We start from the raw sequence: 20,544 nt of genomic DNA, 5'->3' as shown, positions 1-20,544 counted from the left end.
GGCCACCGGTCGCCCCGCCTGCCCCCCGACGCGACGGATCGACACGACGAGAGTGCCGTGGGGCGATAAACGAACGATGAACGCGTACGTGCCTTGTCAGGCGAGGGTAAGAGGCTGGAGAAGCACTCGTACTTCTTCGGCCTCGGGGGCCTTGAGCTCCTCGAAAATCTCAAGAGCTTCCTGCCAGCACACCTGAGCACGACCGGTCTGCCCGATGCCGCTCAAGGCCCGCCCGAGCACGGTGAGTACGTTTCCGCGTCGCCATTCGCCGCCGATTCCGCGGAGAACCGTCAGCGCCAGTTCCGCGTTCGCCGCGGCCTGCCCCGGGCGCCGGGCGGCCAGGTCGACCTCGGCGAGACGGAAGAGGGTCATACCCTCCCAGAGGCGTTGTCGGCTGTCCTGGAAGACTTCGAGCGCCTGCTCCAGCCGATCGGCGGCTTGATCCAGCTGACCGCTTTGGGTGAGTGCGAGGCCCAGCGCGTACCGGCCGTTGGCTCCCTTCAGCGCGTGCCCCATGTCGTCGTACATGGCGGTGCCCTGTTCGGCCAGGGACACCGCGCTCGCGGTGTGCCCTATGGCGAGATGGATCCGCGACAGATTGCACAGGGCACTGGCCTCGCCCGGGCGATCCTCACAGGAGCGGAAGCTCTCTATGGCGCGGGTCAGATGTGTCTCGCCGTCCTCGTACCTGCTCTGGTAGAGCGCGATGATGCCCAGCATGTTGGACGCCCAGCAACGGGGTAGCGGGTCCCCCGCGGCCTCTGCCAACTGCACCGCGTCGGCGGCCTCCTGATCCGCGAGCTCGAAGTGGCTGCCCGAAAGGTGATGGCCGTTGGCCAGGGTCACGAGGGCCCGGGCTTCAGCCCGTTGGTCTCCGGCGGCGTGCGCCGCGGCGCGCATGGACGCCGCCGTCGCCTCGTACTCCTTGGAGTTTGCGCCCGACTCGGTCAGGTCGATGGCAAGCCAGAGCAGGTCGACGGCGCGCCTCAACTGCTGGGGAGCCGTGGACTGACGCACACAGGCGAGCAGGCAGACGGCCTCCGAGTACAACCAGTCCTGCGCGTGACGCCGGTCCTCGAACGTCAGCCCCGGATACTCGGTCGCCGCCAGATGATCCACCAGCCGATCCCCCGGCCGCTCGATCGCATAACCCCCCGCCGCCGTCGCCAGATAAAAGTCCAGCAACCGCGACAACGCCGCATCCCGCTCACTCGGCGGCCACTCGTCCCGCTCCGCGCACGCACGCGCGTAGAGCCGCACCAGATCGTGGTACCGGTACCGGCCGGGCGCCGCCGATTCCAGCAGCGAGGTGTCGACGAGGGACTCCAGCAGGTCCTCCGTCTCCTCCACCGGGAGGTCGAGGACCGCCGCGGCCGCCGCCAGCGAGATGTCCGGACCGTCCGCGAGGCCCAGCAGCCGGAACGCCCGGGCCTGGGCCGCGTCCAGTGCGCCGTATCCCAGCTCGAAGGTCGCCTTCACGGCGAGGTCCCCGGCCTGGAGCTCGTCCAGCCGGCGTCGCTCGTCCGCGAGCTTGGCGGCGAGTACGGACACTGTCCACGTACGGCGTGCCGCGAGCCGTGACGCGGCGATGCGGATCGCCAGCGGCAGGAACCCGCACGCCGCGACCACGTCGAGTGCCGCCTCCCGCTCGGACGCGACGCGCTCCTCGCCCACGATCTTCGTGAAGAGGGACAGCGCCTCCTCCGGGGACATCACATCCAGGTCGATCAGATGGGCACCCGCCAGGTCCACCATCCGCACCCGGGACGTCACCAGCGCCGCGCAGCCCTCCATGCCCGGCAGCAGCGGGCGGACCTGGGCCGCGTCCCGGGCGTTGTCCAGCAGGACCAGGACCCGGCGGCCGTCCAGCACGGACCGGTACAGCGCCGCCCGCTCCTCCAGCGAGTCCGGGATCGCCGAGTCCGCCGTGCCCAGGGCGCGCAGGAACGAGCCCAGGACCGTCTCCGGCTCCGCAGCCCGCGCGCCCGCGCCCTGCAGGTCGACGTAGAGCTGCCCGTCAGGGAAGGCCGACCGCGCCTGGTGGGCCACGTGCACCGCCAGCGTCGTCTTGCCCACCCCGCCGATGCCGGCCAGCGCCGACACCGCCATCACCCGGCCGTCGGTCCCCGAGGCCGATGCCAGCACTTCGCTCAGCTCCCGCACGAAGGCCGATCGCCCCGTGAAGTCGGATACGGACGCCGGGAGTTGAGCCGGGCGCACCGGGAGCACCGGCGGCTCGGTCACCGGTGCCGACGGTTCCGCGAGGCCGGGGTCGGCCTGGAGGATGCGCTGCTGGAGCTCCTTCAGGCCGGGGCGCGGGTCCACGCCCAGTTCGTCCGCCAGCAGGCGCCGCGTGTCCGCGTACACCGCCAGCGCCTCCGCCTGACGGCCGCTGCGGTACAGCGCTAGCATCAGCAGCTCCCGCAGCCGCTCACGCAGCGGGTGTGCCGCCGTCAGCGCCGTCAGCTCCGACACCGCCTCCGCGTGGCAGCCCTGTTCCAGGTCCATGTCGAGGCGGGACTCCAGGAGTTGGAGCCGCCACTCCTCCAGGCGGACCCGCTGAGCCTCCGCGTACGGCCCGGGGACCCCCGCCAGCACCTCCCCGTCCCACAGCGCCAGCGCCCGCCCCAGCAGCTTGCGCGCATGGCACAGATCCCCGGCGTTCCTGGCCTTCTCCCCCTCCGTCGCCAGGTCCTGCGCCACCGCCAGGTCCAGCGCGCCCTCGGCCAGGCCCCGCACCGCGTAGCCGCCCGACTCGCTCACCAGGACCCCGGGGTCCAGCACCTTGCGCAAGCGCGAGGCGTACGTCCGCAGCGCCGCCAGCGCCTGCGAGGGCGGCTCCTCGCCCCACAGGGCGTCGATCAGCTCCGCCGCGGTCGCCGTACGGCCCTCGCGCAGCACCAGGGCCGCGAGCAGGGCGCGTTGCTGGGGGGAACCGGTGGGGAGCTGCTCCTCGCCGCGCCAGGCGCGCACCGGACCGAGCACACTGAAGCGCAGCGCCGCCGCCGGCTCCGCCGCATCTGTCGAGGAGCCGGGACGCCTCTGCTCCGGCACTCGCGGTACCCCGTCCATCGCAGTCCCCCTAGGCCCTCTCGTTTGGATCATCCCGGCGTCGCGGGCCCTGGCACGCACATCTGCGGCGTTGTCGTCGGTCGCCGACGCTCCGCGTCGACTCCCTCCTCCGCCTTGCAGCTGCACGCGCCATGCCCCGCTCGGGTCGGCCGAGAGGAACCGCACCTCGCAGCCGAGCTGATCCAAACGACAGGGCCTAGGACCCGTTTACATCCCCGCCAGTTTGCCTTGTTCATGGCAGTTGCGTCAGCTGTGGAGAGGGTGATCACAGCCAGGCGCGCGGGATATCACAAGGTCCTCACGTGGTCTCCGCACGGCGGTGCCCGCTCCCGCATGACCGACGGCATAGCTGACGGACCGTCAGATCGGCGCTACCGTGACGGACATGGACACCGAGACCGCGTTTCCGCTGATCATCTCCGTCGACGACCACACGGTCGAGCCGCCCACCGTCTGGCAGGACCGGCTTCCGAAGAAGTACCTCGACACCGGGCCGCGCATAGTCCGCGCGCCACTGAAGGAAATGACCTTCCTCGGCGGCCGGTTCAAGCCCGTGATGGGCCGGCCGGGCGACGACGGGCCCATCGGCGACTGGTGGGTGTACGAGGACCTGCACCGCCCGATCACCCGCCTCGACACCGCCGTCGGCTACAGCAGGGACGAGATCAAGCTGGAAGTCATCACCTACGAGCAGATGCGCGCGGGGTCCTACGACGTCCCCGCCCGCCTCGCCGACATGGACGTCAACCACGTCCAGTCCGCCCTCTGCTTCCCGACCTTCCCCCGCTTCTGCGGCCAGACCTTCACCGAGGCCGCGGACCACGAGCTGGGCCTGCTGTGCGTCCAGGCCTACAACGACTGGATGGTGGAGGAGTGGTGCGGGCCGGATGCGCGAGGCCGGCTCATACCGCTCACCCTCATCCCCCTGTGGGACGCCGAGCTGGCGGCCGCCGAAGTCCGCCGTAACGCGGCACGCGGCGTGCGCGCCGTCGCCTTCTCCGAGATACCCCCGCACCTCGGGCTCCCGTCCGTCCACACCGAGGACTGGGACCCCTTCCTCGCCGCCTGCGACGAGACGGGCACGGTCGTCGCCATGCACATCGGTTCGTCGAGCCGTATGCCCTCCACCTCGGCCGACGCGCCGCCCGCCGTCGGCTCCACCATCACCTTCGCCAACTGCTGCTTCTCGATGGTCGACTGGCTGATGAGCGGCAAGTTCGAGCGCTTCCCGAACCTCAAGGTCATGTACGCCGAGGGCCAGATCGGCTGGATCCCGTACATCCTGGAGCGTGCCGACGTCGTGTGGGAGGAGAACCGGGGGTGGGGCGGGGTCGCCGACAAGGTGCACCGGCCGCCGTCCGAGCTGTTCGCCGACCACGTCTACGGCTGCTTCTTCGACGACGCCTTCGGGCTCAGGAACCTGGACGCGATCGGGGTCGGGAACGTCCTGTACGAGACCGACTACCCGCACTCCGACTCCACCTGGCCGAAGTCCCGCGAGGTCGGCGAGGCGCAGATGGGGCACCTGGACGCGGACGTCGTGGAGCGGATCGTGCGGGGCAATGCCATCGAGCTGCTGGGGCTGACGCCGCAGGGGCTGTGGGCGCCGGGAGGCGGCCGCTGATCGTAAACAACCGGTGTAGATCGGAACCCCGACCGCGTACAAGCCATCTTCCCCTCCGAGGTGCGAAGCGCCTCGTACATGACCATTACGTACATATTCTCTTCGGTCGGGGCAAGCATGGCTCTTCAGGACGCGCAGGTCACCGTCGTCGTCATCGGGTACGACGACGCCGCCCATGTGGCGGACGCGGTGCGTTCGGCGCTCGCGCAGGGGCCGGCCGTCGGCGAGGTGATCGCGGTCGACGACTGCTCGACGGACGGCAGCGCGGAGCTGCTGGAGCGGCTGGCCGCCGGGGAACCGCGTCTGAAGGTGATCCGGCGCCCGACCAACAGCGGCGGCTGCGGCACCCCGCGCAACGACGGGCTGAACGCCGCGACCTCGCCCTATGTGATGTTCCTGGACAGCGACGACGTGCTGCCGCTGGGTGCCGTCGACGCGCTGCTGGGCGCGGCCGTGCGGTACGACGCGCCGGTCGCGGCCGGGCTGGCTCTGCGCAAGGAGCTGCCGTCCGGGCGCGAGACCCCTTGGCGGCACGAGCTGTACACGCGGCGCACTCTGGTCGCCCACCCCGCCCGGCGGATGCGCCTGGTGCACGACACGCTCTGCGTCAACAAGCTCTACCGCACCGACTTCCTGCGCGGGCACGGCATCCGCTTCCCCGAGGGGCGCTTCCCCTACGAGGACTTCGTGTTCCTCGCACGCGTGCTGGCCGCCGGCCCGAGGATCGCGCTCGTCCCGGAGCCGGTGTACATCTGGCAGGTGCGCCGGTCGGCGGCCCGGCTGTCCATCTCCCTCGACCGCTCGAACATCGCCAACTGGCGCGACCGGATCCACGCCGACCAACTGTCGTACGACATCCTGCTGGGCGCCGGGGAGAAGGGTCTGGCGCGGGCCACGCGGGCGCGCTTCCTCGACCGCTCGCTGCGGATGTACGCGCGCGAGCTGGACCTGCGCAGCGCGGAGTACCGGCGTGAGTGGTGGACCCTCACGCGCGCCTATCTGAGCTCCTTCGACGAGAGCGACCTCACTTCGGCGCCCGGGCCCGGGCGGATCGTCGCCCGGGTGGTCCTCGCCACCGAGGAGCCGCACGACCTGGGCCGGCTCAAGGAGATCGCGGCCCGCCCGGCACGGCTGAACCCGCCGTACGCGCGCGCGGACGACGGCTCCCCGATCTGGTCGGCGGACCTGCCCCAGGTGGAGCTGGACCACCTCCTGGTCCGCCCGGCGCGCCTGCTGCCGGTCGCCGTCGACGCCGAACTGCGGCCACGCGCGCGTAGGACGGTTCTCCGGCTGCGCCTGCACGAGCTGTACGGGCGGATGGCGCAGGCGGGTCCGGAAGCCGTGGAGGCGGAATTCACCGAGCGCGACGACGGGCGGGTGGGGTTCGCCGGTACGGCGTCCCTCACGGCCCACCCGGACTCCGACACCTGGTCGGCCGAGTTCCCGCTGGACCTGGCGGCGTGGGGCGGCGGCACCTGGGACCTCAGGCTGCGGCTGCGCTTCAAGGACGGCACGTACCGGGTCATCACCGGCCACGCCGTCGCCGGCGCCGGGCTGCTGAGCCGGCGAGCCCTGCCGAGCCTGCGGCACGCCGTGCTGCTGGTGCAGCCGTACGCGACCCACTCGGGGGCGCTCGCGGTACGGCTCGCGCCCGGCTTGAGCGGAGTGACCGACGTTCTGCGGCGCCGCCTCAAGCGTGTCTTTCGCTGATATGTGACTCATTCCTACCGAACGCATTCCTGCAAAGCATTCCTGTGAAGGGACGTCTGTACATGACCTGGCTGATCACCGGTGGCGCCGGCTACATCGGGGCGCACGTCGTGCGCGCGATGCTCGACGCGGGCGAACGAGCGGTCGTCTACGACGACTTGTCCACGGGGATCGCCGAGCGGGTGCCCGACGGCGTGCCGCTGGTCGTCGGTTCCACGCTGGACGGTGAGCGGCTCGAGCGGGTCATCCGGGACCAGGGCATCACCGGCGTCGTCCACCTCGCGGCGAAGAAGCAGGTCGGTGAGTCCGTCGAACGGCCGCTGCACTACTACCGGGAGAACGTCGAGGGCCTGCGCACCCTGCTGTCCGCCGTCACCGACGCCGGGGTGGCGTCGTTCGTCTTCTCCTCCTCGGCGGCCGTGTACGGCATGCCGGACGTCGACCTCGTCACCGAGGACACCCCGTGCGCGCCGATGAGCCCGTACGGCGAGACGAAGCTGGTAGGGGAGTGGCTGGTACGGGCCACGGGCCGGGCCACCGGTCTGTCGACGGCCTCGCTCCGCTACTTCAACGTGGCCGGCGCGGCGACCCCTGAGCTGGCCGACACCGGCGTCTTCAACCTCGTACCCATGGTTTTCGAGAAGCTCACCGAGGGAGCCCCGCCGCGGATCTTCGGCGCCGACTACCCGACCCCCGACGGGACCTGCGTCCGCGACTACATCCACGTCGTCGACCTGGCCGAGGCCCATGTGGCCACCGCGCGGCGGCTGCGCGAGGCACCGGGCATCGACCTCACCCTCAACATCGGGCGCGGGGAGGGCGTCTCGGTGTGCGAGATGATCGACCGGATCAACGCGCTCACCGGCCACGCCCTGCCCCCGGTGGTCGTGGACCGGCGGCCGGGCGACCCCGCCAGGGTCGTCGCCTCGGCCGACCGCGCCGCGACCGAGCTGGGCTGGAAGGCTCGGTACGGGGCGGAGGACATGATCTCGTCGGCGTGGGCGGGCTGGACCCTGAGCCACCCCGCCTGAAGCAGCCTTTCTGACCCCTACCGCTCCGGCTTCCTGTACCCCTACCGCTCCAGGAACCCGAACAGCGCTTCCCACCGCCCCGCGATCTCGTCCGCCCCGTACCTGCGGATGTTCTCCCGCGCCGCGTCTCCCATCCGGTCCCGCAGCGCCGAGTCCGACATCAACAGGTCCAGCTTGCGGGCGAGTTCGCCGGTGTTGCCGGGCCTGGCGAGGAGGCCGTCCTCGCCGTCGTGGATGATCTCGTGGACGCCGGGGGCACAGTCGAAGGCGGCGCAGGGGACGCCCATGGCCATGGCCTCCATCAGGGCGAGCGGAAAGCCCTCCCCTCTGGAGGACAGCGCGAACACCGAGCCGCCCCGCAACGCGCCCGGCACATCGCCAGTGCGCCCCATCCAGGCCACCGAGTCGTCGAGGCCCAGGGCGGTGCACTGCTTCCTGAGGATCTCCTCGTCCTCCCCGGAGCCGTAGACCTTCAGCACCCAGCCGGGGTGGCTCGGGGCCACCTCGGACCAGGTGTCGAGGAGCATGTCGACGCCTTTCTCGTCGCTGAGCCGGCCGATGCTGATGACGGCCCTCTCGGTGCGCGGCGAGGGCACGTCCGGCAGCCAGGGAACGGCGTTCGGCAGATACGAGGCGTTGTTGAGGCCGGCGCCTATCCACAGGTCGGCGTCCTCGCGGGTGAGGACGAGCATGCGGTCGACGTCCGCGTAGTGCTTGAGGACCCGGCGGAAGCGTGAGGAGCGTTTCGAGGTCTCGAAGGACTCGTGGCTCATCCCGATGACGGTCAGGCCGCTGGTGTCGGCGAGGTTCACCCACTCCATCGCCCACACCTGGGTCACGATGACGACCCCGCCGGGGCGCGCGGCCCGGAACAGGTTCGTCAGCACGGTGGCCTTCTCCCGCATGCTCGCGTCCCGTGCCCGGCCGGGGGCCGGCGGCTGGCCGCCGTACAACCGGGTGGTGGGGTAGGGGAGTTCGCCGAGGTCGTGCGGGTCGTCGGGGGTGGTGATGCCGATGACGTGGACGCGGTGGCCGCGCTCGGTGAAGAGCCGGGCCATCTGGTGGGACCAGCTGGTCACTCCGCCCAGCTCGTCCACGCTGTTGGAGACGAGGAAGACGTCCCGCCCGCCTCGCCCGTCCCGCCCCGTCGTGTCGTCCTTCACTGTGCCTTCTTCTTCCACTCGCTGAAGAACTCGTCGGCGATGCGCTGCGCCGCCGTGCCCTCGTCGTACTCGCCGAAGTCGGCCACGAACCGCTCCCGTGCCGCCGCGTACTTGACCGTCTGCTCCTCCAGCGACGACGCCGCCAGCACGGCGTGCAGTTCGTCCTCCGTGCGGACGACCGGGCCCGGTGCCCGTTCCAGCAGGTCGAAGTAGGTGCCGCGGCCCTGGTGCACGTACTCCTCGTAGTCGTGGGGGAAGAACAGCATCGGGCGGTCCAGCAGGGCGTAGTCGAACATCACCGACGAGTAGTCCGTGATCAGGGCGTCGGCGAGCGCGAGGAGAGGGGTCACGTCGTGGTGGTCCGAGACGTCGATGACGCGGCCCCGTACGGACGGCGGGAGCACTACGTGGTTGAGGTAGTGCGCGCGGACGAGGAGGACGTACTGGTCGCCGAACTCCTCCGCGAAGCGGTCCACGTCGAAGGGCAGCGCGAACCGGCGCTGTCCGTGGTGGCGGAAGGTGGGGGCGTACAGCAGCACCTTCTTGTCCGACGGGATGCCCAACTCGACGGCCAGCGGCGGCCGTTCGGTCGCCTCGCGGGCCCGCACGAGCTCGTCGTTGCGCGGGTAGCCCACCCGTAGCAGCGTCTTCTCCCGCAGCCGGAAGGCCTTGGCGAGGGTGCGGACGTCGTGCTCCGAGCGGATCAGGAAGTGGTCGAAACGGTCCAGGGTGCGCTGTTGCTCCGCCTGCTCGGGGCGGGACTTCAGCTTCCAGCCGGCCTCGTCGAAGCCCATCCGCTTGAGCGCGGAGCCGTGCCAGGTCTGTATGTACGTCGTCCCGGGGCGCTTGGTCAGCTTCAGTGGGTAGCTCTGGTTGTCGATCCAGTACTCGGCGCGGGCCAGCGCCCTGAGGTAGGGCAGCGACCAGCGGCGTACCAGGGTGGCGTCGGCGGGGAAGCCCTTCGGACTGCCCGTGTACGACCACACCGCCTCGAAGTCGAGCCCCTGGCGGCGCATCTCCTCGTAGATCGCCCGGGGGCTGTCGCTGTACTGCCGGCCCAGATGGCTCTCGAAGACGACCAGCCGCTTCTGCACCGGCATCCGCAGGAAGACGTCGTGATAGAGGCGGAGCTTGGTCTCCCCGGAGGTGGCCTTCGCGCGCAGTGCCTTCGCCTTGCGGAAGCCGGTCTTGGCGAGGCGGCCGGGAGTGCCCTGGAGGCCGCGGACGACGAGGTCGTTCGCCTTCTTGCCGGGGACGAGACGGAAGGCGAGGTGGCCGCGGCTGGAGACCTCCGGCTCGATACGGTCGGCGACCAGCCGGGTGAGGCGCGGGCGCACCGGGATCTCGCCGGTCGTCAGGCCGGGCCTGGTGGCGGTGAGGCGGGTCGTGGTGCGCTCGCCGTCGACGTCCAGGTGGAGCCGTACGTCCCAGACGGCGTCCACGATGCCGAGCGGGCGCAGCCCCTTCGCCAGGTCCGCCGAGGCCTCCCAGGACACGTACGGGCCCTCGTGCCGGACCGTCGCCACCGGAAAGCGGAAGGTCTGCAGGCGCAGCCCCTTGCGGCGGGCGTAGAACTCCAGCTCGGCGGTGAGCCGGGCACCGGCCGGGACGACCCCCAGGGGGTTGGTGACGCGCCCAGCGAGCCGGACGACACCGGCCCTGCCCTTCTCCCGCTCCTGCCGGTACTCGGTCAGCTCGTTGCGCGGGAACAGCTTCGAGACCGGCCGGGTGTGGTAGCCGAGCTCGGTGACGTCCAGGATCCGGCGTGCGAAGGGGTCCTCGTCGATGTGCTCGGCACACCAGTAGACCCGCCCGTCGCGCTCGGCGAGCGGGGCGGAGACCTTGTCGCGGTTGGTGAGCGTGTCCACGGCGGGCAGCAGGTTGTCCCAGTCGCTCATCCGCAGCAGGTAGGCGCAGACCGCGTGGATCGGCTCGACCTCGTCGTAGGCGGCCGGGTCGATGGACTCCAGGTAGGTGCGGGCGAGGGCGGCGAACTCCTGGCGGTAGGCGGCGTCCCGGAAGGGCAGGTCGCGCAGGTGCAGCACCAGGTCGTGCTTGAGGAACTTGACGTCCTTGCGGAACTTCAGCTCCGCCATGTCCTTCTCGGCGAGCAGCCGGTCGACCCGGCGGTGCATCTCCATGCGGTGCGCGAAGTTGGCGATCTCGGCCCGCCGGTTGCTGATCGACTTGGCGTCGGCCTTCTCGACGACGTTCCAGTCGTAGACCCGGTTCGGTATGAGCGTGATGCGGCGGGCCGCCGTGTACGCCTGGGCGGAGAAGAGCAGGTCCTCGTAGTGGATGCCGACGGGGAACTCCAGGCCGGCGTCGACCAGGAACTGGCGGCGGTAGCACTTGTTCGTCGACAGGGTGTCGAAGACCAGCAGGTCAGGCAGCTCGGCGATGGAGTCGAGGGTGCGGGTGCGGGCGTACAGCCACGGGTACCACTTGACCTCCTTGCGGTGCCGCGAGTCGACGTGGACGCGTACGCACATGCCGGAGACGAGGTCGGCGCCGGTGGTCTCGGCCGCCTCCAGGAAGTTGCGGCAGGCGTCGCGCTCCAGGACGTCGTCGCTGTCGAGGAAGAGGACGTACTCACCGCGGGTCTGCTGGATGCCGTGGTTGCGGGGCGCGCCGCAGCCGCCGCTGTTCTCGGGCAGCCGGTAGGCCCGCACCCGGCCCGGGTGCTCGGCGGCGAGCCGGCGGGCCACCTCGTACGAGCCGTCCGTGCTGTGGTCGTCGACGATCACGACCTCGACGCTCCGCAGTGACTGCTCCAGCACCGAGCGTACGGCCGTGGGCAGCCTGGCCTCGTCGTTGTAGACGATCACGACGACGGACATGGCGGGTCGCTGATCCCCGTCCACATTCACCCCATTCATCACTTCTTCCGCCCTCTGGGGCGATCACGCGCTAGAGGGTCACTTGGGTAGATGTCCAGGGGGGCGGGCGGGTTGCTTCGGTGGAACATCCGTCACCGCCCCGGTCTTGTCTGACGGTCCGTCAGCTACGACGATGTAGTCCGCGTCACTCCCCGTGCCGGACCGCCAGTGAAGGGGGCGCCATGCCCGCGCTGCCGTCGGAAGGGCGACGACTCGCCTACGGCATCCAACTTCCCGTCCAGTCCCAGAGCACGATCTACGCCGAACCCTGGGAGGCCGCCGCCGGCCCCGACGACCTGCTCGCCATCGCGCGAGCCGCCGACCGCGCCGGCTTCGCCTACCTCGCGAGCTGCGACCACGTCGCCATCCCGCGCCGCCTCGCGTCCGCGATGAGCACCGTCTGGTACGACCCCGTCGCCACCCTGGCCTTCCTCGCGGCAGCCACCGAGCGCATACGGCTGCTCAGCCATGTGGCCGTCGTGGGCCTGCGGCATCCCCTCGTGACCGCCAAGCAGTACGCGACCCTCGATCATCTGTCGAGCGGCCGCCTGATCCTCGGGGTGGGGGCCGGGCATGTGCAGGAGGAGTTCGAGGCGCTCGGCGTCGACTTCGAGCGGCGCGGATCCGTGCTGGACGAGTCGATCGACGCGCTGCGAGCCGCCCTCGGGCCCGAGGAGTTCCCCGAGTATCACGGCAAGCTCTACGACTTCGAGGGGCTCGGCCAGCGGCCACGTCCCGCCCAGGAACACGTCCCGGTGTGGGTCGGCGGATCGTCCCCGGCCGCCGTACGCCGGGCCGCCCTGAAGGGGGACGGGTGGCTGCCCCAGGGGGATCCGCGGGACCGGCTGCCCGCGCAGATCGCCCGGATACGGCGGCTGCGCCAGGAGGCCGGCATCCAGGGCCCGTTCGCCGTCGGTGCCATCGCCGAGCCGCTGTACGTCGGCGAGCCCCGGTGGGAGGTCGGCCGCAGGACCGTCACCGGCCCGCCCGAAGCACTCGCCGAGTCTCTGCGCGCCTACCGCGCCATGGGCGTGCAGCAGATCCAGGTGCGGTTCCGGTGCCGGAGCCGGACCGAACTCACCGACCAGATGGAGGCGTTCGGGGCCGAGGTGGGACCGCTGCTGTAGCCGGACCGACACAGCGCGCTCCTTGAAAGCTGAACATGTCCACGTCGACCGCCGTATGTATGGACGTACTGACGTAGATCTACGGCCGTACGCCTTCGGCGGAAGGACACCCTCACGTGCGCGCTTCCCGGAAACTCACCGTCGCCCTCGCCTGCCCCGAGGGCGCCTGGCCGCACCCCGACTGGCCGGCCCCCGACGACCCGTACGTCGAGCGGGTCGTGCCATGGGCCGCGCCCTTCGCGCCGGGGGAGGACGCGGACGTCGTGATCCTGTGCTGCGAGGACCCCTCGGCGGCCCTCCGGCAGCCGTGGGCCGCCGATGTCCCGGTGATCGTCATCAGCCCGCGCCGGGACATCGAGACGATCGTCGAGGTGTTCCGCGGCGGGGCGGGCTATCTGGTCGAGGGGGACTACTGCACCTGCATGCTCTCCTCGGCGGTGGTGGGTGCCACCGTCGGGCACACCTACCTCTCCCCGGCGGCCTGCGCCGCCCTCCGTGAAGGAGCGCGGCGGCTGCCCAGTGGCGGGGAGGCCATGGAGCGGCTGCGAGCGCTGCTCTCGCCGCGCGAACGGCAGATCATGGAGCTGCTGTCGACCGGGCTGGGCGCGCAGGAGATCGGGCTGCGACTACGGCTGAGCGAGAAGACCGTCCGCAACAACCTCAGCAACATCTACGCCAAGCTCGACGCGCGCGGCAGCACGGACGCGGTCCTGCGGTGGCTGGGAGCCGCGCCCGTGCTTCGCATCTGAGAACCGGAAATCGTGGATCACGGTGCCGGGATTACGGTGCCGGAACCTCCGACAGCGGGATCTCGACGTCGGTGACGTTCTCGCCGCCCGCACCGAACCCGGGTTCCGACCTGAGGGCGCGGGTCGAATTCTGAATGCCGGAGGCTTCCGGAGTTCCGCACTTCACATTGCGCAGCCAGAGGCGGCCGTCGGGGGTGCCGTTCTTCAGGATCTGCGGATAGAAGACGTGCACGCTCGTGGCGCCCTCACTCGGCGAGAAGAACACCTTCTGGCCGTCCTGCGGCTCTTTGTACGTGGCCCGCAGGAAGCCGCTCACATCGGTGCGCTTGGCCGACCACATGAAGAAGCCGACGCTGTCCGCCTGCACGGTGTCCGTCCTGCTGAACGCCAGCGTCGTCGTCTTGTCGTCACGCGTGATGTTGATTTCCGACGTGCTGAACTTCACGCCGATCTCGAAGAAGGAGTTGCCGAGCTTCGTGTCGGCGGCGGCGGTGAATCCGTCCTCCAGCTGGATGGTCCGGGTCACCGACGCGCTCACGTTGAAGGTCTTCGAGGCCGTGCCCGTCGAGCCGCAGTTGTCACTCACCGGGGAAACACGTTGGTTGGGCCCGAGGTTGTCCCTCTTGAACTGGACGTCGACGAACTCGCAGTTCTCCAGCTTGTCCGAGTCCGCCGAGCAGTCGGCGCTCACCTCGGAGGGAGTGGCGGCACCCGCCGAGTTCATCAGCGGTACGGCCACCGCGACGGCCACCAGCGGGGACAGGGCGAGGGTGATGCGCTTCTTCTTGCTCCGGTGGCTTCTGGCGCGGCCGGCGCGTGTCATGGGGGTTCTCCTATGGAATGTGGGGGGTCAGGGGGGTGTGGTGGTCCGGGTCAGCAGTCGGTCAGTACGGCCTTGGAGGTGCCGTCCACGACACCGGGAGCACCTGCCGCGCCCGGCAGGATGACGGGGCCCTCGACGACGTCCGGTGCCACGAAGTTCTGCTCGGGGGTGGGGTTGGTGACGGTCGTCGCCTCACGGGCGTCGATCCGCACCCGCCATTCGCCGGTCATGCGCTGCAGCTTCGGCGTGAACTCCATGTGCAGCACCTTGCCGACCGGCACTTCCCGCTGCTCCGTGTCACCCGCCGTCGCCGACTTCACGGTCATGTCGAGGGTGCCCTTGTGCTTGAGCCAGGATCCGGTCAGCGCTCCGAAGAGCCCTCCGCCGCCGCCCTGTTGGGTCACGGTGTACTTGCCCTGCCCCTGGGCCGCCGTCGCCGACCAGGTGATCGACACCTTCGCCGCCTCGGTGGCGTTCGGCTCGCAGTTCGGGAAGTCGATGGAGGCCTTTTCGGTCGGCCCGTCGAAGGTCTCGAACTTCGTCTCGACGAAATCGCAGTTGTCGGAGGCGAAACTCGGCCCGGCGATCGGGTGGCCGCCGAAATCGGAAATCGACTGCTGCTTGCCGTTGAGCACCTTGGCCCGCTGGCACATCGTCATGATCTGCTCGGGCGTCTTCTCGTCGGCGGCGTTCGCCGACGGCAGCAAGACGGCGGCCAGGGCCCCGCCGGTCACGACGGCTGATCCGACCGCCACGATCCGGATCTTCCTGTTCTTCAGTCTCCGCTTGGACATGGGAGGGATTTTGGATTCCCTCGACGGACGCCGACAGGGTCAAACATCCCTACCTGTGAGTCACGTGAGATTCGCCTCAGCAACGCCCAGGACTTGCATCTGACGCTTCGTCAGGTATGGCGCTACGATGCGGAGTCCACCGTGTCCACCGCCTGAAGGGGGCCGTAATGGGCAAGCTCGACGGACGGGTCGTCATCGTCACCGGGGCGGCGCGCGGACAGGGGGAGCAGGAGGCGCGGCTGTTCGCCGCGGAGGGCGCGCGCGTGATGGTCGCCGACGTGCTGGACGAGCAGGGCGAGGCCCTCGCCGAGGAGATCGGCGCGCGGTACGTCCACCTCGACGTCGGCCGGGAGGGCGACTGGCAGGCCGCCGTAGCCGCCACGCGTGAGGCGTACGGTCAGGTCGACGGGCTCGTCAACAACGCCGGCATCCTGCGTTTCAACTCCCTCGTCGACACGCCCCTCGCCGAGTTCATGCAGGTCGTACAGGTCAACCAGGTCGGCTGCTTCCTCGGCATCAAGACCGTGGCGCCGGAGATGGCCGACGGCGGCACGATCGTCAACACCGCCTCCTACACGGCCGTGACGGGCATGGCCGCCGTGGGGACGTACGCCGCCACCAAGCACGCCATCCTCGGCCTCACCCGCGTCGCCGCCCTGGAGCTGGCGCCCCGAGGCATACGGGTCAACGCCATGTGTCCCGGCGCCATCGACACCGCGATGTCCAACCCCTCGCTGCTGGATCCGGGAGCGGATCCCGAGGAGACCTCACGCGCGCTCGACGGGCTCTACCGCAAGCTCGTGCCGCTCGGCCGGATCGGGCGGCCGCAGGAGGTGGCGCGGCTCGCACTGTTCCTGACCTCGGACGACTCCTCGTACATCACCGGACAGCCGTTCGTGATCGACGGGGGATGGCTGGCGGGCGTCTCCGTCATCTGACTGTCCATCAGCCCTTGACCATCCATGCGCCCGGTGCCACAGTCGGCGGCAGATCGCCGATCTGACGAACCGTCAGAAACGAAGCGTCAGAAACGAACTGGGGACGGTGAACCTCCTTGGAATTCGGGCTCTTTGTACAGGGATACGTGGGCAAGCGCGCCGAGACCGACCCGCTCGCCGAGCACAAGGCACTGATGGAGGAGACCGAGTACGTCATCCAGGCGGACCGGTCCGGGTTCAAGTACGCGTGGGCGTCCGAGCACCACTTCCTGGAGGAGTACTCGCACCTCTCCGCGAACGACGTCTTCCTCGGGTACCTCGCGCACGCGACGGAGCGGATCCATCTCGGGTCGGGGATCTTCAACCCCCTTGCCCAGGTCAACCACCCCGTGAAGGTCGCCGAGAAGGTGGCCATGCTCGACCATCTCACCGAGAACCGCTTCGAGTTCGGCAGCGGGCGGGGAGCCGGGTCGCACGAGATCCTCGGGTTCCTGCCGGGGATCACCGACATGAACTACACCAAGGGGATCTGGGAGGAGACCGTCGCCGAGTTCCCCAAGATGTGGCTGCAGGACGAGTACGAGGGGTTCCAGGGCAAGCACTGGCAGCTCCCGCCGCGGAAGGTGCTGCCGAAGCCGTACGGGAAGTCCCACCCCGCGATGTGGTACGCGGCCGGGTCGCCGCCGTCGTACGCCATGGCCGCGAAGAAGGGGCTCGGGGTGCTCGGGTTCAGCGTGCAGAAGGTCGCCGACATGGAGTGGGTGCTGGAGCAGTACAAGACGGCGGTGGTGAACGCCGAGCCCATCGGTGACTTCGTCAACGACAACGTGATGGTGACGACGACGGCGATCTGTGCGCCTACGCATGCCGAGGCGATCGAGATCGCGGTGCGGGGTGGGTTGCACTATCTGCCCTCGCTGGTGTTCCGGTACCACGACACGTTTCCTCGTCCCGAGGGGTTTCCGGTGTGGCCGGAGACGTTGCCGGAGTACACGCCGGAGTTCGTGGAGCTGCTGATCGAGGAGGAGCTGCTGATCTGCGGTGATCCGGACGAGGTGTTCCGGCAGTGCAAGCGGTGGGAGCAGGCCGGGGCCGATCAGTTGAGTTTTGGGTTGCCGGTGGGGGTGCCGAAGGAGGAGACGCTTCAGACCATCCGGCTGATCGGGGAGCACGTGATTCCGAAGATCGACACGGATCCTGTGCATCGGACGTCCCGTTTCCGGCAGTCCGCCTGATCGCCGTAGGGCTGCTGCCCGTCAGGCGGCTGCGGGTTCGTTGTGGCTGGTCGCGCAGTTCCCCGCGCCCCTGAAGGGGCGCAGCCCGCACCCGAAATTCGAGGAGGAACCGTCATGCTCGATCACGTCATCAAAGGCGCGACCGTCGTCGACGGCACGGGCGCGCCCGCCTACACCGCCGACGTGGGGATACGCGACGGTCGTATCGCCGTCATCGGCGTCGTCACCGAAGAGGCACGCACCACCGAGGACGCGACCGGGCTCGTCCTCGCCCCCGGATTCGTCGACCCCCACACTCACTACGACGCGCAGCTCTTCTGGGATCCGTACGCCACCCCCTCCCTCAACCACGGGGTGACCACCGTCGCCGCCGGGAACTGTGGGTTCACGCTCGCGCCGCTCAATCCCGCTCGTCCGGACGACGCCGACTACACGCGGCGCATGATGTCCAAGGTCGAGGGGATGTCGCTGGTCGCGCTGGAGGAGGGGGCGCCCTGGAGCTGGCGGACGTTCGGGGAGTATCTGGATGCGCTTGAGGGGCGGATCGCCGTCAACGCCGGGTTCATGGTGGGGCATTGTGCGCTGCGGCGGTATGTCATGGGGCCGGAGGCGATCGGCGGGCAGCCGAGTGCGGAGCAGTTGGACGAGATCGTGCGGCTGTTGCATGACGCGATGGACGCCGGTGCCTGGGGGTTTTCCACCACGCAGTCGTCAAGCCACTCGGACGGGGACGGCAATCCGGTGGCCTCTCGGCATGCCGGGCCGGAGGAGTTGCTGGCGTTGTCGCGGGCGGTCGGGGAGCACGAGGGGACGCAGATCGAGGCGATCGTCGCGGGGTGTCTGGATCAGTTCAGTGATGCCGAGATCGAGCTGTTCGTGGAGATGAGCGCCGTTGCGGGGCGGCCGCTCAACTGGAATGTGCTGACCATCGACTCGGCCGTTCCCGAGCGGGTGCCGAGGCAGCTCCTCGCGAGTGAGCAGGCCCGGAAGGCGGGCGGACGGGTGGTGGCCCTCACCATGCCGATCCTCACGCCGATGAACATGTCGCTGGGCACCTTCTGTGCGCTGAACCTGATCCCGGGATGGGGGCCGGTCCTGGGGCTGCCCGTCCCGGAGCGGATCGAGCGACTGCGCGACCCGTCGGTCCAGACCGAGCTGCTCAGGCACGCCACCTCCAAGGAGGCCGGTGTCTTCCGGCGGCTGACGAACTTCGGGCGGTACGTCATCGGCGACACGTACAGCGAGGCGAACCGGGGGCTGAGCGGACGGGTCGTGGAGGACATCGCTCAAGAGCGCGGCCTGGAACCCTTCGCGTGCCTGGTGGAGATCTGTGCCGCCGATGATCTGCGGACCGTCCTGTGGCCGATGCCGACCGACAACGACCCGGCGTCCTGGGCCCTGCGCGCCGAGACCTGGCAGCACGAGGACGTGCTGCTCGGCGGCTCCGATGCCGGGGCGCATCTGGACCGGATGTGCGGGGCGCCGTACACGACCCGGTTCCTCGGGGACTGTCTGCGCGGGCGGAAGCTGGTCGGGCTCGAGCAGGCGGTGAAGATGCTGACCGATGATCCGGCGCGGTTGTTCGGGCTGCGTGAGCGGGGCCGGGTGGCGGAGGGCTTCCATGCGGACCTGGTGCTCTTCGACCCGGAGCGGATCGACGCCGGTACGGCCACTCTGGTGCACGACCTGCCGGGTGACAGTCCGCGGCTGGACGCCAAGGCGATCGGTGTGCGGGCCGTGTGGGTCAACGGGGTCGAGGCGATCCGGGACGACATGGTGACCGGGGCGGTGCCGGGGCGCGTGCTGCGCTCGGGGCAAGACACCAGGACGGTGGCCACCAGGTGAGCTTCGAAGGTTCTGACCGGCAGCGGTTGGTCGATCGACAGCGGCTGTTCGTCGGCGGGGTGTGGGTCGAGCCGGACGAGGGCTATTACGCCGTGATCGACCCGGCATCCGAGGAGACCGTCGGGTGGGCTCCGGAGGCCTCGCGGGATCAGGTGCACGCGGCCTGTGCCGCGGCCCGCGAGGCCTTCGGGCCGTGGTCGCGTACGGCGCCGGAGGAGCGGGCGGCCGTGCTGGCGCGGGCGGCGGACATCATCCGCGGCCACCTCGTGCCGTACGCCGAACTGGCCCAGGCCGAGACCGGCGCGACCACGGGGACGGCGCGGGGCATGCAGGTGGGCGTCGGGGTGGCCCGGTTCCGGCGGTACGCGCGCGTGGAGCCCGCCGAGTGGGCGATCCCGCCGCAGGTCAACGAGGCCGGGCATGGGGGTGCCTCCCACGCCTTTAAGGCAGTGGGGGAGGGGAAGGCCGGTGTGATGGGTGCGCTGGCCGTCCGCCAGCCCGTCGGGGTCGTCACCTGCATCACCTCGTACAACAACCCGTGGGCCAACCCGGCCGGCAAGATCGCCCCCGCGCTGGCCATGGGCAACACGGTCGTCGTGAAACCGGCGCCGCAGGATCCGCTGTCCGTCTACCGGATGGCGGAGGCGCTTGAGGCGGCCGGGGTGCCGGCGGGTGTCGTGAACGTCGTCTCCGGCCGGGCGGTCGCGGTCGGTGAGGCGGCCGTCTCGTCCCCGGACGTCGACATGGTGAGCTTCACCGGCTCCACGGCGGTCGGGCAGCGCATCGCCGAGGTGTGCGGGCGGGACATGAAACGCCAGCTGATGGAGTTGGGAGGGAAGGGCGCGGCGGTCGTCTTCGACGACGCGGACCTCGGGTCGGCGGTGGCCGGGATCGGCACCACCTTCTCCTTCTACAGCGGGCAGATCTGCACGGCGCCGACGCGGGTGCTGGCCCAGCGGGGCGTGTACGACCGGCTGGTCGAGCAACTGGCGGTGTATGCGGGCCGGTTGAAGGTCGGCGATCCGCGTGAGACGTCCACGATCGTCGGGCCGGTGATCTCGGCGGAGCACCGGGACCGGGTGGAGGCGTACGTGGAGACGGGCCGTAAGGAAGGCGCGGTGGTGGTGGCGGGCGGTGAACGGCCGCCGTACGAGCGGGGTTTCTACGTCTCTCCCACCCTCCTCGCGGACTGCACGAACGACATGCGCGTCGCCCGCGAGGAGATCTTCGGGCCGGTCGTCTCCGTGATCCCCTTCGAGGAGGAGGAAGAGGGCATCGCCCTCGCCAACGACACGGACTACGGCCTGATCGACTACGTCTGGTCCGGCGACGTGGCCCGCGCCTTCCGGGTCGCGCGGCGGCTGCGGGCCGGCGGGGTCGGGATCAACACCGTGGGCCGCAACATGGAGGCGCCCTTCGGTGGCTTCAAGAAGAGTGGGGTGGGCCGGGACGTCGGGTCGTACGCCCTGCACGCATACAGCGAGGTTCAGTCGATCGTGTGGCCGGGCTGACCTCGGCCGAGCGTCTGCCGTGTGTGGCGGACGGGGTGCGGCA

General features: G+C 70.1%; 14 protein-coding genes. 9 read left to right on the top strand and 5 right to left on the bottom strand.

The genetic code is table 11. From position 1 onward, the window contains the following. Positions 1 to 96: 96 nt before the first annotated feature. Positions 97 to 3,072, bottom strand: a complete 2,976-nt coding sequence (gene afsR, locus EHO50_RS20240; protein ID WP_128431704.1) for an SARP-family global regulator AfsR — start codon at positions 3,070 to 3,072, stop codon at positions 97 to 99. Positions 3,073 to 3,457: 385 nt separating this feature from the next. Here afsR and EHO50_RS20230 point away from each other — a divergent pair, with 385 nt between their 5' ends. The 3 genes from EHO50_RS20230 to galE all read left to right on the top strand — a co-directional run bounded on the left by EHO50_RS20230 (position 3,458) and on the right by galE (position 7,437). Continuing rightward, positions 3,458 to 4,696 (top strand): amidohydrolase family protein, encoded by a 1,239-nt coding sequence (locus tag EHO50_RS20230; RefSeq protein ID WP_181449660.1) that lies wholly within the window; start codon positions 3,458 to 3,460, stop codon positions 4,694 to 4,696. Positions 4,697 to 4,813: 117 nt separating this feature from the next. Then, positions 4,814 to 6,406, top strand: a complete 1,593-nt coding sequence (locus EHO50_RS20225) for a glycosyltransferase family 2 protein (protein ID WP_128431698.1) — start codon at positions 4,814 to 4,816, stop codon at positions 6,404 to 6,406. Positions 6,407 to 6,468: 62 nt separating this feature from the next. Next, positions 6,469 to 7,437, top strand: coding sequence for a UDP-glucose 4-epimerase GalE (galE, locus tag EHO50_RS20220; protein WP_128431695.1), 969 nt, complete (start codon positions 6,469 to 6,471; stop codon positions 7,435 to 7,437). Between the two features lie 41 nt (positions 7,438 to 7,478). Here galE and EHO50_RS20215 read toward each other — a convergent pair whose 3' ends face one another. Then, the gene (locus tag EHO50_RS20215) at positions 7,479 to 8,600 is read right to left on the bottom strand and encodes a glycosyltransferase (RefSeq protein ID WP_128431692.1); all 1,122 of its coding nucleotides are present in this window, start codon (positions 8,598 to 8,600) and stop codon (positions 7,479 to 7,481) included. Continuing rightward, complete coding sequence (locus EHO50_RS20210) at positions 8,597 to 11,440, bottom strand: bifunctional glycosyltransferase/CDP-glycerol:glycerophosphate glycerophosphotransferase (RefSeq protein ID WP_246101259.1); 2,844 nt, start codon at positions 11,438 to 11,440, stop codon at positions 8,597 to 8,599. The genes EHO50_RS20215 and EHO50_RS20210 overlap by 4 nt, the downstream gene beginning before the upstream one ends. A gap of 221 nt (positions 11,441 to 11,661) precedes the next feature. Between EHO50_RS20210 and EHO50_RS20205 the strand changes: the two genes are divergently transcribed. Continuing rightward, a complete protein-coding gene (locus EHO50_RS20205) occupies positions 11,662 to 12,606 on the top strand; it encodes a TIGR03619 family F420-dependent LLM class oxidoreductase (protein WP_128431686.1) in 945 nt (314 codons plus the stop codon). 116 nt (positions 12,607 to 12,722) lie between these two features. Further along, on the top strand, positions 12,723 to 13,355 hold the full coding sequence (locus EHO50_RS20200; RefSeq protein WP_128431683.1) for a response regulator transcription factor: 633 nt from the start codon (positions 12,723 to 12,725) through the stop codon (positions 13,353 to 13,355). A 31-nt stretch (positions 13,356 to 13,386) separates the two neighbouring features. On the opposite strand, the gene EHO50_RS20195 is transcribed toward EHO50_RS20200, so the two are convergent. Both EHO50_RS20195 and EHO50_RS20190 read right to left on the bottom strand, forming a co-directional pair. Beyond that, positions 13,387 to 14,178, bottom strand: coding sequence for a hypothetical protein (locus tag EHO50_RS20195; protein WP_128431680.1), 792 nt, complete (start codon positions 14,176 to 14,178; stop codon positions 13,387 to 13,389). 50 nt (positions 14,179 to 14,228) lie between these two features. Beyond that, complete coding sequence (locus EHO50_RS20190) at positions 14,229 to 14,972, bottom strand: hypothetical protein (RefSeq protein ID WP_181449659.1); 744 nt, start codon at positions 14,970 to 14,972, stop codon at positions 14,229 to 14,231. A gap of 167 nt (positions 14,973 to 15,139) precedes the next feature. Here EHO50_RS20190 and EHO50_RS20185 point away from each other — a divergent pair, with 167 nt between their 5' ends. The 4 genes from EHO50_RS20185 to EHO50_RS20170 all read left to right on the top strand — a co-directional run bounded on the left by EHO50_RS20185 (position 15,140) and on the right by EHO50_RS20170 (position 20,501). Next, positions 15,140 to 15,910 (top strand): SDR family NAD(P)-dependent oxidoreductase, encoded by a 771-nt coding sequence (locus EHO50_RS20185; protein ID WP_128431677.1) that lies wholly within the window; start codon positions 15,140 to 15,142, stop codon positions 15,908 to 15,910. Between the two features lie 116 nt (positions 15,911 to 16,026). Then, positions 16,027 to 17,145, top strand: coding sequence for an LLM class flavin-dependent oxidoreductase (locus EHO50_RS20180; RefSeq protein ID WP_128431675.1), 1,119 nt, complete (start codon positions 16,027 to 16,029; stop codon positions 17,143 to 17,145). A 114-nt stretch (positions 17,146 to 17,259) separates the two neighbouring features. Then, complete coding sequence (locus tag EHO50_RS20175) at positions 17,260 to 18,990, top strand: N-acyl-D-amino-acid deacylase family protein (protein ID WP_128431672.1); 1,731 nt, start codon at positions 17,260 to 17,262, stop codon at positions 18,988 to 18,990. A gap of 26 nt (positions 18,991 to 19,016) precedes the next feature. Next, positions 19,017 to 20,501, top strand: coding sequence for an aldehyde dehydrogenase family protein (locus EHO50_RS20170; RefSeq protein ID WP_128432508.1), 1,485 nt, complete (start codon positions 19,017 to 19,019; stop codon positions 20,499 to 20,501). Positions 20,502 to 20,544: the final 43 nt, after the last annotated feature.

This window comes from Streptomyces cyaneus (genome assembly GCF_004028635.1).
In the GTDB taxonomy this organism is placed as follows: Bacteria; Actinomycetota; Actinomycetes; order Streptomycetales; family Streptomycetaceae; genus Streptomyces; species Streptomyces cyaneus.
The sequence above is the reverse complement of the archived record's forward strand: the minus strand, read 5'-3'. Positions and strand labels throughout refer to the sequence as shown.